This is a genomic window from Streptomyces sp. NPDC014733 (genome assembly GCF_043083385.1).
Classification (GTDB): domain Bacteria; phylum Actinomycetota; class Actinomycetes; order Streptomycetales; family Streptomycetaceae; genus Streptomyces.
Genome location: NZ_JBIBYO010000006.1, coordinates 165,248 through 182,009 on the forward strand (window position 1 = coordinate 165,248; position 16,762 = coordinate 182,009).

At 71.3% G+C, this 16,762-nt stretch carries 17 protein-coding genes and 1 riboswitch; of the genes, 9 read left to right on the top strand and 8 right to left on the bottom strand.

Translation table 11 applies throughout. The features are described from left to right. Positions 1-49: 49 nt before the first annotated feature. Positions 50-874 carry a pyridoxamine 5'-phosphate oxidase family protein gene (locus ACF1BH_RS16680; protein WP_391643203.1) on the top strand — a complete coding sequence of 275 codons (825 nt, stop codon included), beginning with the start codon at positions 50-52 and terminating at the stop codon, positions 872-874. 122 nt (positions 875-996) lie between these two features. Here ACF1BH_RS16680 and ACF1BH_RS16685 read toward each other — a convergent pair whose 3' ends face one another. From ACF1BH_RS16685 to ACF1BH_RS16700, 4 genes are all read right to left on the bottom strand, one after another. Next, positions 997-1,476 carry an NUDIX domain-containing protein gene (locus ACF1BH_RS16685; protein WP_030285604.1) on the bottom strand — a complete coding sequence of 160 codons (480 nt, stop codon included), beginning with the start codon at positions 1,474-1,476 and terminating at the stop codon, positions 997-999. Positions 1,477-1,630: 154 nt separating this feature from the next. After that, complete coding sequence (locus ACF1BH_RS16690; protein WP_391643204.1) at positions 1,631-2,761, bottom strand: cystathionine gamma-lyase; 1,131 nt, start codon at positions 2,759-2,761, stop codon at positions 1,631-1,633. Then, a complete protein-coding gene (locus ACF1BH_RS16695; protein WP_391643362.1) occupies positions 2,758-3,255 on the bottom strand; it encodes a low molecular weight protein-tyrosine-phosphatase in 498 nt (165 codons plus the stop codon). The genes ACF1BH_RS16690 and ACF1BH_RS16695 overlap by 4 nt, the downstream gene beginning before the upstream one ends. 77 nt (positions 3,256-3,332) lie before the next feature. Next, positions 3,333-3,713: a phage holin family protein gene (locus ACF1BH_RS16700; RefSeq protein ID WP_391643205.1), complete on the bottom strand. Its 381-nt coding sequence runs from the start codon at positions 3,711-3,713 to the stop codon at positions 3,333-3,335. 45 nt (positions 3,714-3,758) lie between these two features. Here ACF1BH_RS16700 and ACF1BH_RS16705 point away from each other — a divergent pair, with 45 nt between their 5' ends. The 4 genes from ACF1BH_RS16705 (at position 3,759) to ACF1BH_RS16720 (ending at position 6,647) form a co-directional block, all read left to right on the top strand. Beyond that, on the top strand, positions 3,759-4,076 hold the full coding sequence (locus ACF1BH_RS16705) for a cupin domain-containing protein (protein WP_391643206.1): 318 nt from the start codon (positions 3,759-3,761) through the stop codon (positions 4,074-4,076). A gap of 302 nt (positions 4,077-4,378) precedes the next feature. Further along, the gene (locus ACF1BH_RS16710) at positions 4,379-4,603 is read left to right on the top strand and encodes a DUF5326 family protein (RefSeq protein WP_391643207.1); all 225 of its coding nucleotides are present in this window, start codon (positions 4,379-4,381) and stop codon (positions 4,601-4,603) included. A gap of 793 nt (positions 4,604-5,396) precedes the next feature. Beyond that, the gene (locus ACF1BH_RS16715) at positions 5,397-6,122 is read left to right on the top strand and encodes an IclR family transcriptional regulator (protein ID WP_391643208.1); all 726 of its coding nucleotides are present in this window, start codon (positions 5,397-5,399) and stop codon (positions 6,120-6,122) included. A gap of 99 nt (positions 6,123-6,221) precedes the next feature. Continuing rightward, entirely contained in the window at positions 6,222-6,647 is a 426-nt protein-coding gene (locus ACF1BH_RS16720; RefSeq protein WP_391643209.1) for an SsgA family sporulation/cell division regulator, read from the top strand. Between the two features lie 141 nt (positions 6,648-6,788). On the opposite strand, the gene ACF1BH_RS16725 is transcribed toward ACF1BH_RS16720, so the two are convergent. Further along, entirely contained in the window at positions 6,789-8,165 is a 1,377-nt protein-coding gene (locus ACF1BH_RS16725; protein ID WP_391643363.1) for a YibE/F family protein, read from the bottom strand. A gap of 78 nt (positions 8,166-8,243) precedes the next feature. Continuing rightward, a riboswitch (TPP riboswitch) is annotated at positions 8,244-8,399 on the top strand. Between ACF1BH_RS16725 and thiC the strand changes: the two genes are divergently transcribed. Continuing rightward, positions 8,394-10,187, top strand: a complete 1,794-nt coding sequence (gene thiC / locus ACF1BH_RS16730) for a phosphomethylpyrimidine synthase ThiC (protein WP_391643210.1) — start codon at positions 8,394-8,396, stop codon at positions 10,185-10,187. (Overlaps the previous riboswitch by 6 nt.) Positions 10,188-10,262: 75 nt before the next feature. Here thiC and ACF1BH_RS16735 read toward each other — a convergent pair whose 3' ends face one another. Further along, the gene (locus ACF1BH_RS16735) at positions 10,263-11,333 is read right to left on the bottom strand and encodes an aldo/keto reductase (RefSeq protein WP_391643211.1); all 1,071 of its coding nucleotides are present in this window, start codon (positions 11,331-11,333) and stop codon (positions 10,263-10,265) included. A gap of 154 nt (positions 11,334-11,487) precedes the next feature. Here ACF1BH_RS16735 and ACF1BH_RS16740 point away from each other — a divergent pair, with 154 nt between their 5' ends. Together ACF1BH_RS16740 and ACF1BH_RS16745 are read left to right on the top strand one after the other, a co-directional pair. Continuing rightward, positions 11,488-12,120 (top strand): TetR/AcrR family transcriptional regulator, encoded by a 633-nt coding sequence (locus ACF1BH_RS16740; protein ID WP_391643212.1) that lies wholly within the window; start codon positions 11,488-11,490, stop codon positions 12,118-12,120. A 141-nt stretch (positions 12,121-12,261) separates the two neighbouring features. Next, complete coding sequence (locus ACF1BH_RS16745; protein WP_391643213.1) at positions 12,262-12,486, top strand: hypothetical protein; 225 nt, start codon at positions 12,262-12,264, stop codon at positions 12,484-12,486. Positions 12,487-12,558: 72 nt separating this feature from the next. Here the strand turns inward: ACF1BH_RS16745 and ACF1BH_RS16750 are convergent, their stop codons facing one another. Both ACF1BH_RS16750 and ACF1BH_RS16755 read right to left on the bottom strand, forming a co-directional pair. After that, positions 12,559-13,632 carry a metallophosphoesterase gene (locus tag ACF1BH_RS16750; RefSeq protein ID WP_391643214.1) on the bottom strand — a complete coding sequence of 358 codons (1,074 nt, stop codon included), beginning with the start codon at positions 13,630-13,632 and terminating at the stop codon, positions 12,559-12,561. A 406-nt stretch (positions 13,633-14,038) separates the two neighbouring features. Next, on the bottom strand, positions 14,039-15,139 hold the full coding sequence (locus tag ACF1BH_RS16755; protein WP_037680208.1) for a LacI family DNA-binding transcriptional regulator: 1,101 nt from the start codon (positions 15,137-15,139) through the stop codon (positions 14,039-14,041). A gap of 399 nt (positions 15,140-15,538) precedes the next feature. On the opposite strand from ACF1BH_RS16755, the gene hisC reads away from it, so the two are divergent. Continuing rightward, on the top strand, positions 15,539-16,618 hold the full coding sequence (hisC, locus tag ACF1BH_RS16760; RefSeq protein WP_391643215.1) for a histidinol-phosphate transaminase: 1,080 nt from the start codon (positions 15,539-15,541) through the stop codon (positions 16,616-16,618). Positions 16,619-16,762 lie beyond the last annotated feature (144 nt).

Below are 16,762 nucleotides of genomic sequence, written 5' to 3' on the forward strand. Positions count from 1 at the left end.
GGTCTTGGCAGCACAGGGTGAACCCGGTGGTTCACGGGAGGGACACGGCATGCACGACGCGCGTCCGGGCAGCGACGGGGAGCACCTCGTCCAGCAGCGGCTGGGAACGACGGAGCGGGCCGACCGTTTCTACAGAGACCAGGTCCTCGACCACCTCAACGGCGCCATGCAGGAGTTCGTGGCCCGGCAGGAGATGTTCTTCCTGGCCACCGCGGACCGGCACGGCGAATGCGACTCGTCGTTCCGGGCCGGACCGCCCGGCTTCGTCCAGGTACTCGGCAACCGGCACCTCGCCTACCCCGAATACCGCGGCAACGGCGTCATGGCCTCGGTCGGCAACCTCTCGGAGAACCCCCGCCTGGGCCTGCTGATGGTCGACTTCCTCCGGGACCGGATCGGACTGCACATCAACGGCCGGGCCCGGGTGATCCTCGACGAGGAGATGCGGCAGCAGTACCCGTGGCTGCCCGCCGACCCCGTCCCCGGGCGGCGCGCCCAGCTGTGGGTGGCCGTCGAGGTCGAGGAGGCGTACATCCACTGCGCCAAGCACATACCCCACCTCCAGAAGGTGCCCCGGCAGGAGCGCGGCGCGCGCGCCTGGGGCACCGACGACCAGCGGCGCAAGGGCGGCGACTTCTTCGGCGCGGCGGCCGACGCACCCGTCCGCCCGCCGTTCCGCCGCCCCGGCCACGACCATGAGCATCTGCGCGGCGGCCGCCACGAGGACACCCCGGGGCCCCGGCTGCGCGGCGAGCCCGACGGCGTCGTCGAGGCGCTCAACCAGGGCTTCCAGGGCGAGGTCGAACGGGTCCTGGCCCGGGCCCGCCAGCGGCGCCCCGCCGAGGACCCGGAATTCCGCGGCTGGTTCGGCTGACCCCCGCACCCGGGAGCCCGAGGGGCGCGCGGAGCCGCCCGCACGCCCCTCGGGATTCGCCGTCCCGCCCGTACGCCTGAAGGCCGTACGCCTGAAGGCCCACGGCTCCGTCAGGGCTCCGATCACCCCAGGTCAGGGGCGTGCATCGCGCGTACGCCCTCGATGTTGCCGTCCAGATAGTGCCGCAGGGAGAGCGGGACGACCTCGACGGAGGCGATCCCCACCCGGGTGAACGGCACCCGCACGATCTCGTACTCCCCGCACGGCTCCTCGACCTCCGGGCCGTGCCGCCGGGAGAGATCCATGGTGTCCAGCCGGCAGACGAAGAAATGCTGCACCTTCACGCCGTCCACACCGCTGTCGCCGATGTGCTCGACGGTGTCCACGAACACCGGGACGACGTCCTTGACCTTCGCGCCCAACTCCTCGTCCAGCTCCCGGTGGAGCGCGTCGGTCACCGTGGCGTCCGTGGGCTCGACACCACCGCCGGGAGTGATCCAGTAAGGGGCGCGACCCGGCTTGGTGCGCTTGATCAGGATGAGGTCCGCGCCGTCGAGCAGAATCGCCCGGGCGGTCCGTTTGACGACTGGCCGTACGGTCATAGAGGACAGATGCCGCAGTCACCGGCCACCGAAACCCCACCGGAGCCGCCGGTTCCGCACCCCGTACGGGACGAGCCACCCGCCACCACCGGCCGCGGCCACCGCACGACGAAGGCCCCGCCCGCCCGGTGACGGCGGCACGGGGCCCCGGGCGTCAGGCGTCGCGCAGCGCCACATCCAGCGCCCGGTGGACGTCCGCGACCAGATCCTCCGGGTCCTCCACCCCCACCGAGAACCGCACGAAACCCTCCGGCACCGCGTCGCCGCCCCAGCGGGCCCGGCGCTCCGCGGCCGACCGCACGCTCCCGAAACTCGTCGCCTCGTCCACCAGCGTCAGCGCGCCGAGGAACCGCTCGGCGTGCGCCCGGTCCGGCAGCGTGAACGACACCACGGAACCGAACCGTCCCGGCCGCATCTGCGCCACGGCCAACGCGTGCGACGGATCGGACGGCAGACCGGGATGGCGCACCCCGGTGACCTCCGCCCGCCCGCCCAGCGACTCCGCGAGCGCCAGCGCCCCCGCCGACTGCTGCCGCACCCGGAGCGCGAGCGTCGCCAGCGAACGGTGCGCCAGCCAGCTCTCCATCGGCCCCGGAATCGCACCGACCGTCTTCCGCCACAGCCGCACCGCGTCCGCGAGCGCCGCCCGGCGGGTGGTCACATAGCCGAGCAGCACATCGCCGTGCCCGCTGAGCGCCTTGGTGCCGCTGGCCACCGAGAAATCCGCGCCCAGCTCCAGCGGACGCTGCCCCAGCGGGGTGGCGAGGGTGTTGTCGACGGCCACCAGGGCACCCCGCTCGTGCGCCGCCGCCACCAGCCGCCGGACGTCACACACCTCCAGCCCCGGATTGGACGGCGTCTCCAGCCACAGCAGCCGGGCACCCTCCAGAACGCCGAGCTGCGCATCGTGCGCCGTCGGCGCGGTACGGACCTCGATCCCGTAACTCTCCAGCCGGGACCGGACCGCGGGCAGCAGCTGATAGCCGTCCGACGGCAGCACCACCGCGTCCCCGGACCTCAGCTGCGAGAAGAGCACCGCACTGATCGCGGCCATCCCCGAGGCGAACGACACGGTCTGCGCGGGGGCGTGCGGTGACTCGAGTGCGCCGATGGCCTCCTCCAGCCGCGTCCACGTCGGATTGGAGTCCCGGCCGTAGGCGTACGGGCCGCCGACCTCACCGGGCAGATGGAAATGGGCCGCGAACACCGGCCCGGGCAGGGACGGTTCGTGGGCCACGGGCTCGGGGAGCCCGGCGCGTACGGCGCGGGTGCCGTCACCGGTCATGAGCGCTCCTGAGGAGGAGAAGGGGTGCCGTCCCCGGGGAGCGGCAGCGCCGGCGCTCCCCCGGTCAGGGCATCGGCGACCGCCGCCAGCAGACCCGCGCACGCCGCCTCGACCATCTCCAGGCACACCGCGAACTCCGCCGGGCCGCCGTAGTACGGATCGGGAACGTCGAGCTCCCCCGGGGCGGGCCCGGCGGGGTCGTAGGAACGCAGCAGACGGACCTTGGCGGCGTCGTCGGGGCCGGGCGCCATCCGGCGCAGCTCCCGCAGATGCCCGCCGTCCAGCGCGATCACCAGATCGCGGTCGGCGAACCACGAGGCGTCGAAACGGCGGGCGCGGTGATCCGCCGGGTAGCCGGCCACGGTCAGCACGGCGACGGTACGCGGATCGGCGCCCTCGCCCGCGTGCCAGCCGTCGACACCGGCGCTGTCCACCACGACACGGTCCCCGAGCCCGGCCGCGGCCACCTCGGCGCGGAACACGGACTCGGCCATCGGCGAACGGCAGATGTTCCCGGTGCAGACGAAGCAGACGCGGAACGGGCGGCGGGGCGTACGGGACACGGTGCCGGTCAGTCCTCGTCGGGCAGCATGACGTGCATGGCCCAGGAGACGATCGACACGATCACGCCGCCGAGCACCGCGGTCCAGAAACCGTCGACGTGGAACGCGAGGTCGACCGTCCCGGCGAGCCAGGACGTCAGCATCAGCATCAGCGCGTTGACGACCAGCGTGATCAGGCCGAGCGTCAGGATGAACAGCGGGAACGACAGCAGCTTCACGACCGGCTTGACGACGAAGTTCACCACTCCGAAGATCAGCGCGACCAGTATCAGGGTCAGCGCCTGATGGCCGGTGCTGTCGCCGGTCAGCGAGATGTCCGGCTTCAGCAGGAAGACGGCCACGGCAAGCGCCGCGGCGTTGGCGATCGTCTTGACCAAGAAGTTCTTCATGGTGAGATCGTCGCAGACGAGTCCTGGATGACTGAGGGGTAGGACGTGAAGGCTTTCCGACTGGACGAGCTGGAGGCGGAACGAGCCGCCCACAACGGTGCGTATCTGCAGTTCCTCAAGGAACGCAACATGTCCGTCGGGCTGTACGCGCTCGACGCCGGCGACAGCGACCCCCAGCAGCCGCACCACCAGGACGAGGTGTACCTCGTGGTCAGCGGCCGCGCCGCGATCACCGTCGGCACCGAGACCCAGTCCGTCGCCCGCGGCAGCGTGGTCTACGTCCCCGCCGGGGTCCCCCACAAGTTCCACCACATCAGCGAGGATCTGAGGGTCATGGTGGTGTTCTCTCCCCCGGAAAGCTGAGGGGCCTCCCCCGGAACCCGTAAGGGTCGGTTCAGGGATCCCCCAGGGATACGAACCCCCCACACCACCCCCCACCACCCCTAGCATCGTGAGTGAAGGGGGACGCAGAACCCGACCCCACACGGAGCGGCACCACGCACTCCGCACCCGGGCAAGGGCGAAGCGGACCATCTCCGGTCAACGGCAGTTCCGGATACGGCAGTAGCAGTACACACAGCAGCGGTTGACGACGGTAAGGGACCGGCGCGGTACACGGCAGGCCGCGCCGGGCCCGCCGCGGACACAGAAAGCAGGGCAGAGCAGTGGCAGGTAAGGGAATATTCGCGGGGCTTCCGTGGTGGGTGACCTGGGTCGTGGTGCCCGTGGTTCTGCTCGTCGTCTTCGGCGGGCTGATCGCCAGCGCGGTCGGATTCCTGATCGGCCTCCTGTTCAAGGTCCTCATCGCGGTGGCCCTCATCGCGGGCGTCATCTATCTGGTGCGCAGGTTCAGCGGTTCCTCCACGGGCTCGTCCAAGAGCGACTGGTAACCGCACCGCGGCGGCAACCGACACCGCCGTCCCCGCTCGCCACCGACGCCCCGCTCCGTCCCCCTGGAGCGGGGCGTCGGTGTGCCGGGGCGGGGCAGGGGGCTTGAGCTGAGGGGAGAGGGGTGGGGTGGGGAGGGGGGAGGGGGGAGGGGGAGGCCCCCCTCGGAGCGCGGCGGAACAAGACCTGACCCCTCTCCCCCCAGCTCAAGCCCCGCCCCTCCCCGAACACCAGCCCCCACCCCCGAACACCTGCCCCCGCTCACGCGCCCCCGAGCCCCGGCCCACGCCCCCCTCTCCGCTCTCACCCCCCTCACCCGCCCCCTCCCCATATGACAGATTCGGCCAGATCTGAGCGGCCTCTCCGCCGTGGTGGTGGGGGTACGAAATCCGCAGGTCAGGGCTGCACGAGCGACAAGATGAAAGCTCAAGCACCTTGTGGTCAGGGGCTGGTGTGTCTGCGCGGGTCCGTTGTCTGCGGGGCTCGGTGCCGGGTGACGGGCACCGTCAAGGCGTGCGCCAGGTGAGTTAACTCCCAGACCGTTCGGGTTACCACCTGGTTGCACCGCGTTAGAGTTCCGTCGCAGGCGTCTTCCGGATGATGACGTTCCGGAAAATAACGACCGAGGCGAGCACGCGGCCCGGACGTCCACAACGGGGCCCTGGGAGACGCGAGCGGAGCGGGAACGATCCCGCTGCCGGGGCTCCCGTGCCCCACGGGCGATCGGACTGGGGGTTGACGACGTTGACGGCCGAGAGTGGCGAATCCATTTCTCACCCCACACTGATCGGGTCCGTGCAGCGTGCCCTGCGGCTCCTCGAGGCGGTCGGTGCGCACCCGGAGGGCGCTCCGGCGAAGCAGCTCGCCCGGGAGGCCGGTTTACCGCTGCCGACCACGTACCACCTGCTGCGCACCTTGACGCATGAGGGCTATCTCCGCCGCTGCAACGGTGTCTTCGTCTTCGGGCCGGCGGCCGATTCCCTCGGCCGGGCCGGTGAGCAGCGGCACCGGCGGCAGGAGCTGTCCGATGCGCTGTCCCTGCTCGGCAAACGGTTGAATGCCGCGGTGTACTTCGCCGTCTACCGCGAGGGGGAGGTGGAGGTGGTCGCCGCCGGCGGTGCGCCGGAGCGGCCTCCGGTGGACGAGTGGGTCAACTTCCGCTCCACCGCGCACGCCCATGCGATCGGGCAGTGTCTTCTGGCGCAGCTCGATACGGCCTCCCGCAAGGAGCATCTGTCCCGCTATCCGGTGCAGTCCATAACCCCCTTTTCCGTGCGGTCCAAGGACGATCTGCTGCACCGTTTGGATACGGTGCGTCGCGGTCATGTGGCGTATGAGCAACAGGAATATGCCCTTGGCACAGTTTGCTCGGCGATTCCCGTGCAAGTCGGCTCCGTCGCCGCGACGCTGGCTGTTTCTCTCCCCGCCGAGGAACTGCACCGATTGCGCTCCGTCACGGTGCGGCTACGGAAAATGGCGGAGGCGACGCTAACGACACTCGCCTTCTCTATCAGTATCTGAAAACTCACTCCTTGTGATCTGCTGGCACGTGACAGACGATGGCGTCAATAGGGCCACGGGGGACGAATCCCGGCCATCCCGATCTAGTGCGGGGCGTTGATGACCGACACAGTTCAGGCAGAAGTGATCATGAGCTTCCTCGTTTCCGAGGAACTTGCCTTCCGGATTCCGGTGCAGCTCGACTTCGACAGCGCCGATCCGTACGCCGTCCGCCTCACTTTCGACCTACCCGGCGATACGCCGGTGACCTGGGCCTTCAGCCGTGAGCTGATGCTCGACGGGTTGAGCAGACCGTCCGGTGAGGGCGATGTGCGCATCGAACCTGCCGGAGGCGGACATCTCAGCGATGTCTTCATCAGCCTTCAAGTGGGCTCCGAACGCGCGCTCTTCCGCGTCAGCGCCCCACCACTGGTGGCGTTCCTCGACCGTACGGACCGGCTGGTGCCACTCGGTGCGGAAGAGGTGTGCGACACCCTGGAGGCGGCATTGGACCGCATCCTGTCCGAGGCGTCGAAGGCGGGTTGACCCCGCTGTCGCCGGCGGGCAGAGCCACCGCCCGCGCCCGGCCCGGACCGCTCGTCCCCCGCGGTCCGGGCCGAGTGCCGGTTCCGGCCCGGTCGGCGCGGCACCGCTCCCGCCGATGTCCGGTCCCGCCTCCGGTGGCCCTCAGACCTTGCGGCGCCGCCCGCGTCCGCCGCGGCGTGCCGCCGCCCGACCCCCGGCCGGTGGCGCACCGGCATCCCGGCCGGCGGCCCCGTTCACCTCTCCCGCGGGCCGTCCGCGGTCGGCCGAGACGACCAGCGCGGCCAGCAGCGTCGTCAGCGGCACCGAGGCGACCAGCCCGATGCTGCCGACCAGCGTCCGTACGATCTCTTCGGCCACCACCTCGCTCCCCGCGACCGCGCCCACTCCGCTCTGCGCGATCGAGAAGAGCAGCATGAGCGGGAGCGCCGCGCCGGCGTAGGCGAGGACGAGGGTGTTCACCACCGAGGCGATGTGGTCCCGGCCGATCCGCATCGCGGCGCGGTAGAGCGTGTGCCAGGACGCCGAGGGATCGGCCTCCTTCAGCTCCCACACGGCCGCGGTCTGGGTGACCGTCACATCGTCGAGCACGCCCAGCGAGCCGATGATGATGCCCGCCAGCAGCAGGCCCCGGATCTCGATGTGCGGGAAGAGGCCGTGCACCAGCCCGGTGAAGTCGTCGGTGTTGCCGGTCAGCAGCGCCCAGCCGATGAACACCGAACCGAGCAGCCCGATGAGCAGCAGCGAGGCGAGGGTGCCGAGGACGGCGACCGAGGTTCTGGCGGTCAGACCGTGGCACATGTAGAGCGCGATCAGCATGATGGCGCTGCCGCCGACCACGGCGACGACCAGCGGGTTCGAGCCCTGGAGGATTGCCGGGAGGATGAACAGCGTCAGCACCCCGAAGCTCGCCACCAGCGCGACCAGGGCCAGTACGCCACGCAGCCGCCCCACCACGACGACGGCGGCGGCGAAGAGCGCGGCCAGCACCCACATCGGGACCGTCCGGTCGACGTCGCTGATCGAGTACTGCAACTCCTTCGGCGCCTTGGGGGAGTACGCGACCTGGACCTCCTGGCCGGTGGAGTAGTGGCGCAGCGCGTCCGGGGTGACCACCGTGTCGAAGGTCCGTCCGGCGTTCTCACCGCTCGTCACCTTCACCGTCGCCACTTCGCAGGGGCCCTTGGCGGCAGCCGGGGGCCCGTTCGGCTGCTCTCCGGGGACGGGCTGCTCCTGGGCATGGACACTGGCGCAGTCGACCTCGGCGACCTTGGTCACGCGGGCCGACTCCTGGGGCTGGTCGAAGCCGACGCCGGACGGTTTGTGGCCGGGGGCGCCGCCCGGCCACAGCACCACCAGACCGACCGCGACGGCGACCGCGAACGGGATCAGCACCGCGGCGATGACCTTCCGCAGATGCCGGGAGACGGGCGCTGCCGGGCCGTGGCCGTGCGAGTGGCCGTGGCCGTGTCCGTGCCCGGGGGCAGGGGCGGCGGCGGAGGCGGGTGAGGACGTGTCGATGCCGGTCACCGCCCGATCATCGCAAGAAGTCCGGGCCCCCTGGCCACCTCGCCGTACCGGCCGCTACCGTGGTGGCACCTTTGCAATCGCGGGAGCTCGGAGCACCGGGCTGAGAGGGCGCTGACCTTCGTCCCGACGACGTTTCACGTGAAACGTCGTGGACGGAAGCCGCTGCGTCGACCGCCGAACCTGTTACCGGGTAATGCCGGCGTAGGGAGTTGGGTCTTCATGACTCTGCAGGATGCACGCACGCCCGAAAACGGCGAGTCCGGCGCGGACGGCTCCGTCAAGGAGTTCGGCTGGCACAAGGGCTACGTCACCGGATCACGCCCGGACCTGCGGGTGCCGGTCCGGCGAGTGCACCTCACCAACGGCAAGGACGTGACGCTGTACGACACGTCAGGTCCGTACACCGATCCCCAGATCGACACCGATGTCCGCCGTGGTCTGGCACCGCTGCGGGAGAACTGGATCATCGCGCGGGGCGACACGGAGGAGTATGCGGGCCGCCCGCCGCGCCCCGAGGACGACGGACTCAAGCACACATCACCCCGTGGTGGACTGCGCAATCTTGACGCGGTCTTCCCCGGACGTCCCCGCCAGCCCCGGCGCGGGCGGGGCGGCGCGGCGGTCAGCCAGCTCGCCTGTGCGCGGCGCGGCGAGATCACCGCGGAGATGGAGTACGTCGCGGTCCGCGAGGGCGTGACGCCGGAGTTCGTCCGCGACGAGATCGCGGCGGGCCGCGCGGTGCTGCCGGCGAACGTCAACCACCCGGAGATCGAGCCGATGATCATCGGCAAGAACTTCCTGGTGAAGGTGAACGCCAACATCGGCAATTCCGCGGTCACCTCGTCCATCGAGGAGGAGGTGGAGAAGATGACCTGGGCGACCCGCTGGGGTGCCGACACGGTCATGGACCTCTCCACCGGCCGCAACATCCACACCACCCGTGAGTGGGTGCTGCGCAACTCCCCGGTGCCGATCGGCACCGTCCCGCTCTACCAGGCGCTGGAGAAGGTCGACGGCAAGGCCGAGGAGCTGACCTGGGAGATCTACAAGGACACCGTCATCGAGCAGGCGGAACAGGGCGTCGACTACATGACGGTCCACGCCGGAGTCCTGCTGCGGTACGTGCCGTTGACCGCCCGCCGCAAGACCGGCATCGTCTCCCGCGGTGGTTCGATCATGGCCGCTTGGTGTCTGGCGCACCATCAGGAGTCGTTCCTGTACACGCACTTCGAGGAGTTGTGCGCCATCCTCGCGTCGTACGACGTGACGTTCTCGCTCGGTGACGGGCTGCGTCCCGGGTCGATCGCGGACGCCAACGACGAGGCGCAGTTCGCGGAGTTGCGGACGCTCGGCGAGCTGAACAAGGTCGCCAAGGCGCACGGTGTGCAGACGATGATCGAGGGCCCGGGCCATGTCCCGATGCACAAGATCAAGGAGAACGTCGACCTCCAGCAGGAGATCTGCGAGGAGGCGCCGTTCTACACGCTCGGCCCGCTGACCACGGACATCGCGCCCGCCTACGACCACATCACGTCGGGCATCGGCGCCGCGATGATCGCCTGGTGGGGCACGGCGATGCTCTGCTACGTCACGCCCAAGGAGCACCTGGGGCTGCCGGACCGCGACGATGTGAAGACCGGCGTCATCACGTACAAGATCGCGGCTCATGCGGCGGACCTGGCCAAGGGGCACCCCGGCGCCCAGGAGTGGGACGACGCCCTGTCGGACGCCCGCTTCGAGTTCCGCTGGGAGGACCAGTTCAACCTGGCCCTCGACCCCGACACCGCACGGGAGTTCCACGATGCGACGCTGCCCGCGGAGCCGGCGAAGACCGCGCACTTCTGCTCCATGTGCGGCCCGAAGTTCTGCTCGATGAAGATCAGCCGGAGCATCACCGAGCAGTTCGGCGGTGAGGACGGCGCCAGCCCCGAGGAGATCGAGGCGGGGATGCTGGAGAAGTCCAAGGAGTTCGCGGCCGCCGGCAACCGCGTCTATCTCCCGCTGGCCGACTGACGGTCCGCCCGCCGCACCGGGGCTCCCCTCGACGGGCGGCCCCGGTGCACCCCGCGTAACAGCCAACGCACCAGGTCAGCCGCGTACGACGGCACCTCGACCGGCCGGGCGCCGCAGCGGCGACGGGTTGAGCCGGGCGAACCCCTCCTGCCGTTCGTACGGGAAGTAGGGGTACGGGGCGGGCCGGGCGCTCGCGGCGTCGAGCCGGGCCGTCTGCTCGGGGGCGAGGCTCCAGCCGACCGCGCCGAGGTTCTGCCGCAGCTGTGCCTCGTCACGGGCCCCGATGATCACCGAGGAGACGGTGGGGCGTTGCAGCAGCCAGTTGAGGGCGATCTGCGGCACGCTCCTCCCGGTCTCCTCGGCGATCTCGTCGAGGACGTCGACCACCCGGTACAGGAGTTCCTCCGCCACGGGCGGGGCCTGGTCGGCCGTGCGGTGCAGGCGGCTGCCGTCCGGGAGCGGTGCGCCCCGGCGGATCCTGCCGGTCAGCCGTCCCCAGCCGAGGGGGCTCCAGACGAGGGCGCCGACGCCCTGGTCCTGGGCGAGGGGCAGCAGCTCCCACTCGTAGTCGCGGCCGATGAGCGAGTAGTAGACCTGGTGGGCGATGTGGCGCGGGTAGCCGTACCGGTCCGCGGTGGCGAGCGACTTCATCAGCTGCCAGCCGGAGAAGTTGGAGACGCCGGTGTAGCGGATCTTGCCGCTCCGTACGAGCGTGTCGAGGGCGGCGAGGACTTCCTCGACCGGTGTGGCGGCGTCGAAGCCGTGCAGTTGGAAGAGGTCGATGTGGTCGGTGCCCAGGCGGCGCAGCGCGTCGTCGACGGCGGTGAGCAGGCGGGAACGTGAGGTTCCCCAGTCGGCCGGGCCGTCGCCCAGGGGCAGACCGGCCTTGGTGGAGATCAGGACCTGGTCGCGGCGGCCCTTGACGGCGGCGCCGAGCACCTCCTCCGAGGCGCCGGCGGAGTAGACGTCGGCGGTGTCGAAGAGGGTGACGCCCGCGTCGAGGCAGATGTCCACCAGGCGGCGGGCCTCCGCCGCGTCGGTGGTGCCCCAGGCGCCGAAGAGTTCCCCGCGCCCGCCGAAGGTGCCCGCGCCGAAGCTCAGTTGCGGAACCCGCAGTCCCGACGCGCCCAGCTGCCGGTATTCCATGTCGCTTCCCCTCTCCGTGCCGCCCCGTCCGCGGGGACGGCCAGGGCGGGAGACGCGGGACGGCCCCACCGAGACCCCTAAGGGGATTTCCGTCCCGTTAATATGGTGCTCAACGTAGCAGAGTCCCTCCGGCTAATGGAACAGGAGTCCCGTTATGGCGACCGAGAGTACGGACCCCGGGAGCGTGCGTCCGGGCGGCCGCACCGCGCGCGTACGCGCCGCGGTCCTGCGGGCCGCCGGAGACGCCCTGGCGGAAGGCGGCCTCGCCGGGCTGGACCTGGCCGACGTGGCCCGCCGCGCGGAGGTGGGCAGGACGACGGTCTACCGCCGCTGGGGCTCGCCGGCACAGCTGGTCGCCGACCTGCTCGCGGACATGGCCGAGCAGTCCCTGCCGCGGACGGAGACGGGCACGCTCCTCGGCGACCTGCGCGCCAACGCCCAACTGGTGCGCCGCACGCTCGCCGACCCGCGCCAGGGCGCCCTCTTCAAAGCGGTCCTCGCCGCCGCCACCTGCGACGACCAGACCGCGGCCGCCCTCCACCGCTTCTACAGGATCCGCGTCGCCGAGTGGCAGCCGTGCGTCCAGCAGGCCGTCGAGCGGGGCGAACTCCCCGCGGACACCGACACCGGCGAGGTCGTCCGCGCCGTCTCCGCCCCGCTCTACCACCGCCTGCTGACCAGCGACGCACCGCTCGACGAAGCCGCCGCGGACCGCGCCGCGGAAGCCGCGGCCGCGGCCGCCCGGGCCGGCGTCTTCAGCAAAACGGCCGACGGACAACGCCGTTGACGACCACCGGCGTGTCGGCCACGCACCGGCTGGTGCCCGCCCCGTCGCCGGTCCGCTGCCCGCCGCCGGGAGTTGCTACGTTGGCCGTCCCGCTCCGCCGTTGACCAGGGGCGGGACGGCGGCGACACACAGGGGTGGGACATGAAGTGGGTGGGCGTGGTCTGGTTTCTCCGGCACACCGGGGATTTCGGATTCAGTCAGGGCGTGCTGCCCGGCACGATCGGCACGCTCGCCGTGCTGCTCATCGCCGTACTGGCCGGCTTCGGGCTCCACCGCGTCGAACGCATCCGCCGCATCCGCCACGCGCCGCTCTCCCTCGCCGCCACCCTCTTCTGCGCCGGGGTGGTCTGGCTCGCCGTCACCTGACACGCGCGGCAGGCACCGGGCGCCCGTACGGCGCCCGGCCGACTCCCCCGGCAGCGCGCCGGGCAGCAACGCTCAGGCGCGCAGCGGCAGTTGGGTGACCAGCAGCTTCCCGGCCATGGTGACGCCGCCGTCCATCGCGATGGCCAGCCCGTCGGCGTAGACGTGCGGGCCCTCGACCGCGACCTGCTCGCCGTCGCTGTCCTCCGTACCGACCTCGCCCAGCAGATACGGGATCGGGCTGTGGCCGTGCACGACGCGGGTGCCGCCGTAGGTGTCGAGGAGGCGGCGCGCGGCCTCGGCGCCGGAGTCGTCGCGGAACGCGAAGCGCTTGGTGAACTTCCGGAAGAGATCCCAGACTTCGTCGGCTTCGCTGCGGGTCAGAACGTCGTGGACGGTGTCGTTGACGGCCTCGATCGAATCGCCGTACTCCAGGTACGCGGTGGTGTCGGAGTGCACCAGCAGGTGCCCGTCCTCCTCCATCACGGCGTCCAGCCGGGCCATCCACTGGAGGTGGTGGTCCTCCAGGCGGTCCATGTCGGTCTTCTGCCCGCCGTTGAGCAGCCACGCGGCCTGGAACGACGCGGTACCCGCGCCCGACTGGACCGGGGTGTCGCCGAACCGCTTCGCGCCCAGCAGCAGCAGCTCGTGGTTGCCCATGAGCGCCTTGCAGTACCCGCCGGCCGCCGCCGCCTCGGCGGACAGCTGCATGACGAGGTCGATGACGCCGATGCCGTCCGGACCGCGGTCGGTGAAGTCGCCGAGGAACCACAGCCGGGCGTTGCCCGCGGCCCAGCTGCCCTCCGCGTCGATCAGGCCCTCGGCGGTCAGCGCCGCACGCAGCTCTTCGTAGTAGCCGTGCACATCGCCGACGACGTAGAGAGGGCCGGGACCGGCGGCCGCCTCCCCCTCGCTCTCCGGAGCGGGCAGGAGATGCGCGGCGGGCTGGTCGATCAGGGTGTCGGTGCGGCCGGCGCCGATGACCGGAAGATCACGGGCGGTTGGCGTGTACCCATCGGGCAGGTCGTCGGGCTGAGGCGGGGCGGCGGGCGCGGGCGGTGGTGCGGGCACGCTGTCCTGCGGCGGTCCCGGGGGCGCGCCGTCGAACGGTCCGGGCGGCGGTGAGGACGCCGGAGTGTGTGCCGCCATGGTCCACGCCATGGGTCCCTGACCGGCCCCCTGAGTCATTGACCCCTCCACCATCGCGCCGCCGTGTACCTCTCGGACCTTTGCCTGGTCGACGGCGGTCCGCGGTGTCGTTCGCCCATCATAGGAACGCTGCTCGCGGGTTGTGACGCACCAGGGGGTGGTCAATCCGCCGGAGCCCGGCGTTCCCGGATGTTTTCTCCCGAGATCAACCCGTTTTTTCCGGACACCGAACCCGGGCGCCCGTGTACCGCCGGGGCGTGCGCCCCGCCGATTCCGGGAGCGTACCCGCCGATCGGCCCGTGATCACGGCCCACGGCGCACAGGTGCGGCGCCGCCGCGCGCGGAGGGGCGCCGGCCGAGGACACCGTACGACGCCCCGTGGCCGGCGCGCCGCTCGCGTGCCGGGTCAGTCGCCGGCCGGGCCGCGCGGCGGACTGACGGTCGTGCGGGGCGAGCGCCGCTGGGACGACGTCCGCACGATCAGGTCGGTCGGTATGACCTGCTCGACGGGGCCCTCGGTGGCGAGCCCCTCGATGGCGTCGATGAGGATCTGGACGACGGCGGTGCCGATCCGGCGCGGCTTGAGGGAGAGCGTGGTGATCGGCGGCTCGGTGGTGGCGTAGACGGTGGACTCGCTGCAGCACACCAGCAGCAGATCGTCCGGCACGCGCAGGCCGTAGCGGCGCGCGGCGGCGAGCAGGTCGGTGCCGTTCGGGTCGAAGAGCCCGTAGACGGCGTCGGGGCGGTCCGGGCGGGCCAGCAGCCGGTCGGCGGCGACGGCGCCCGCGCAGGGGTCGTGCGCCGGGTAGGACTCGTAGACCGGGTCCTGGCCGACGCGTTCGCACCACTGCAGGTAGGCGGTGGTGGACAGACGGGTGTAGGTGTCGGTCGTGGTGCCGGTGAGCAGGCCGATGCGGCGGGCGCCGGCCGCGGCGAGATGGTCGAGGAGGCCGAGGACGGCGGCCTCGTGGTCGTTGTCGACCCACCCGGTCACCGGCAGCGAGCCGCCGGGACGGCCGTCGGAGACGACGGGGAGGCCGTGGCGGACGAGTTCGGTGACGACGGGGTCGCCGTCGGCCGGGTCGATGACGACGGTGCCGTCGAGGGCGACGTTGGACCACACGTCGTGGCGGGACGTCGCGGGGAGGATGACCAGCGCGTATCCGCGGGCCAGGGCGGCGGAGGTGGCGGCGCGCGCCATCTCGGCGAAGTAGGGGAATTCCGTGAAGGTGAAAGGTTCATCCCCGTACGTGGTCACGGTCAGGCCGATCAACCCTGACTTGCCGGTACGGAGCGTGCGGGCGGCGGCGGACGGGCGGTAGCCCAGCCGGTCGGCCACTTCGCGGACGTGGCTGCGGGTGGCGTCGGGGAGCCGGCCCTTGCCGTTGAGCGCGTCGGAGACGGTCGTGATCGATACACCGGCCGCGGCGGCCACATCCCGGATGCCTGCCCGCCCCAGCCGGCGACCGGTCGACCGGCTCACCTGGTGGTTCCCTGCTGCTGTCATGGCGAGCCGATAGTAGGGCTCGGAAAGCCCATTGGAGGGGATCGCCTGGCGCGCTGGCGAAGGAACATTTCTGCAAGGTGATGCACCGTCAATTTCCATGCAATGGAAGGTAGTTAAAGGGGCATTTGATGGTTCGCTGGGCTGATGGGGGTGTTCGCCTGGCGATGTTCTCAGGTCTCGAAGAGGTCTCAAGTCACCTTCACGGGGGACGCGCGCCAGGGAGCGAGCCACCGGCGCACGCTTTTTCGGAGTGCGCCCCCTGTGTGGCCGGGCGGTGTGCGCGGCAGGTGATCACCGGGCGGTGCCCGCCGGGGCTCCGTGGGGGCTGCCGCCGGGCGGGGGAATCCTCATAAGGTGTGCAGTATTCGTATCGAGCGGGACGGTCGAGGAGGACCTGCGGTGAGCGAGAAGACCCCGAAGCTGCGTGCGGCGCTGGACGGCATCCCCACCTACAAGCCCGGCCGGCCGGCGGCGTCGGACGGGCCGGTGGCGTACAAGCTGTCCTCCAACGAGAACCCCTACCCCCCGCTGCCCGGTGTCCTGGAGCGGGCCGTCGAGGCGGCGGGCGCCTTCAACCGCTACCCCGACATGGCCTGCACGGGGCTGATGGCGGAGCTGGCCGAGCGGTTCTCGGTGCCGGTGGAGCATCTGGCGACCGGCACCGGCTCGGTGGGCGTGGCGCAGCAGCTGGTGCAGGCCACGGCCGGGCCGGGCGACGAAGTGATCTACGCCTGGCGTTCGTTCGAGGCGTACCCGATCGTCACGCAGGTCTCCGGGGCCACCTCGGTGAAGGTGCCGCTGACCTCGGGTGAGGTGCACGATCTGGACGCCATGCTGGCGGCGATCACCGACCGCACCCGCCTGATTTTCGTCTGCAACCCCAACAACCCCACCGGCACCGTGGTGCGCCGGGCCGAGCTGGAGGCGTTCCTCGACCGGGTGCCGGACGGGATCCTCGTGGTGCTGGACGAGGCGTACCGCGAGTTCATCCGCGACCCCGAGGTGCCGGACGGCGTCGACCTCTACCGCGACCGCCCCAACGTCTGTGTGCTGCGGACCTTCTCCAAGGCGTACGGCCTGGCGGGGCTGCGGGTCGGCTTCGCGGTGGCGCACGAGCCGGTGGCGGCGGCGCTGCGGAAGACGGCGGTGCCGTTCGGCGTCAGTCAGCTGGCGCAGGAGGCGGCGGTGGCCTCGCTGCGCAGTGAGGCGGCGCTGCTGGAGCGGGTCGACGCGCTGGTCGCCGAGCGGGCCCGGGTGGCGGCGGCGCTCGCCGCGCAGGGCTGGGAGGTCCCGCCGTCCGAGGCCAATTTCGTCTGGCTGCGGCTGGGGGAGCGGACCACGGAGTTCGCCGGGGCGTGTGAGCGGGCGGGCGTCGTGGTGCGGCCGTTCGCGGGTGAGGGTGTGCGCGTGACGATCGGCGAGAGCGCGGCGATGGACGTGTTCCTGAGCGCAGCCGAGGAGTTCCGCAAGACCTTGTGACCTGTGACGGAACGTTTTTGGCCAGCGGCCGCGAGTCCCCGGGGCTCGCGGCCGTCGGCGTTTCCGGGGCGGTCCGGTGCAGGTGAGCGCGGTTTCGGGGCGGCCGCCGAGGGGGTGACCACGGTCACGTACCCCCCGTCGGAA

Excerpts from the sequence above, each read along its gene's own strand:
- ACF1BH_RS16680 (WP_391643203.1), top strand. The coding sequence starts at position 50 with ATGCACGACGCGCGTCCGGGCAGCGACGGGGAGCACCTCGTCCAGCAG.
- ACF1BH_RS16735 (WP_391643211.1), bottom strand. The coding sequence starts at position 11,333 with ATGGAATACCGGCAGCTGGGCGCGTCGGGACTGCGGGTTCCGCAACTG.
- thiC (WP_391643210.1), top strand. The coding sequence starts at position 8,394 with ATGACTCTGCAGGATGCACGCACGCCCGAAAACGGCGAGTCCGGCGCG.
- ACF1BH_RS16695 (WP_391643362.1), bottom strand. The coding sequence starts at position 3,255 with ATGGCCGAGTCCGTGTTCCGCGCCGAGGTGGCCGCGGCCGGGCTCGGG.
- ACF1BH_RS16690 (WP_391643204.1), bottom strand. The coding sequence starts at position 2,761 with ATGACCGGTGACGGCACCCGCGCCGTACGCGCCGGGCTCCCCGAGCCC.
- ACF1BH_RS16755 (WP_037680208.1), bottom strand. The coding sequence starts at position 15,139 with ATGACAGCAGCAGGGAACCACCAGGTGAGCCGGTCGACCGGTCGCCGG.
- ACF1BH_RS16685 (WP_030285604.1), bottom strand. The coding sequence starts at position 1,476 with ATGACCGTACGGCCAGTCGTCAAACGGACCGCCCGGGCGATTCTGCTC.
- ACF1BH_RS16740 (WP_391643212.1), top strand. The coding sequence starts at position 11,488 with ATGGCGACCGAGAGTACGGACCCCGGGAGCGTGCGTCCGGGCGGCCGC.
- ACF1BH_RS16750 (WP_391643214.1), bottom strand. The coding sequence starts at position 13,632 with ATGGCGGCACACACTCCGGCGTCCTCACCGCCGCCCGGACCGTTCGAC.
- ACF1BH_RS16700 (WP_391643205.1), bottom strand. The coding sequence starts at position 3,713 with ATGAAGAACTTCTTGGTCAAGACGATCGCCAACGCCGCGGCGCTTGCC.
- ACF1BH_RS16720 (WP_391643209.1), top strand. The coding sequence starts at position 6,222 with ATGACCGACACAGTTCAGGCAGAAGTGATCATGAGCTTCCTCGTTTCC.
- ACF1BH_RS16745 (WP_391643213.1), top strand. The coding sequence starts at position 12,262 with ATGAAGTGGGTGGGCGTGGTCTGGTTTCTCCGGCACACCGGGGATTTC.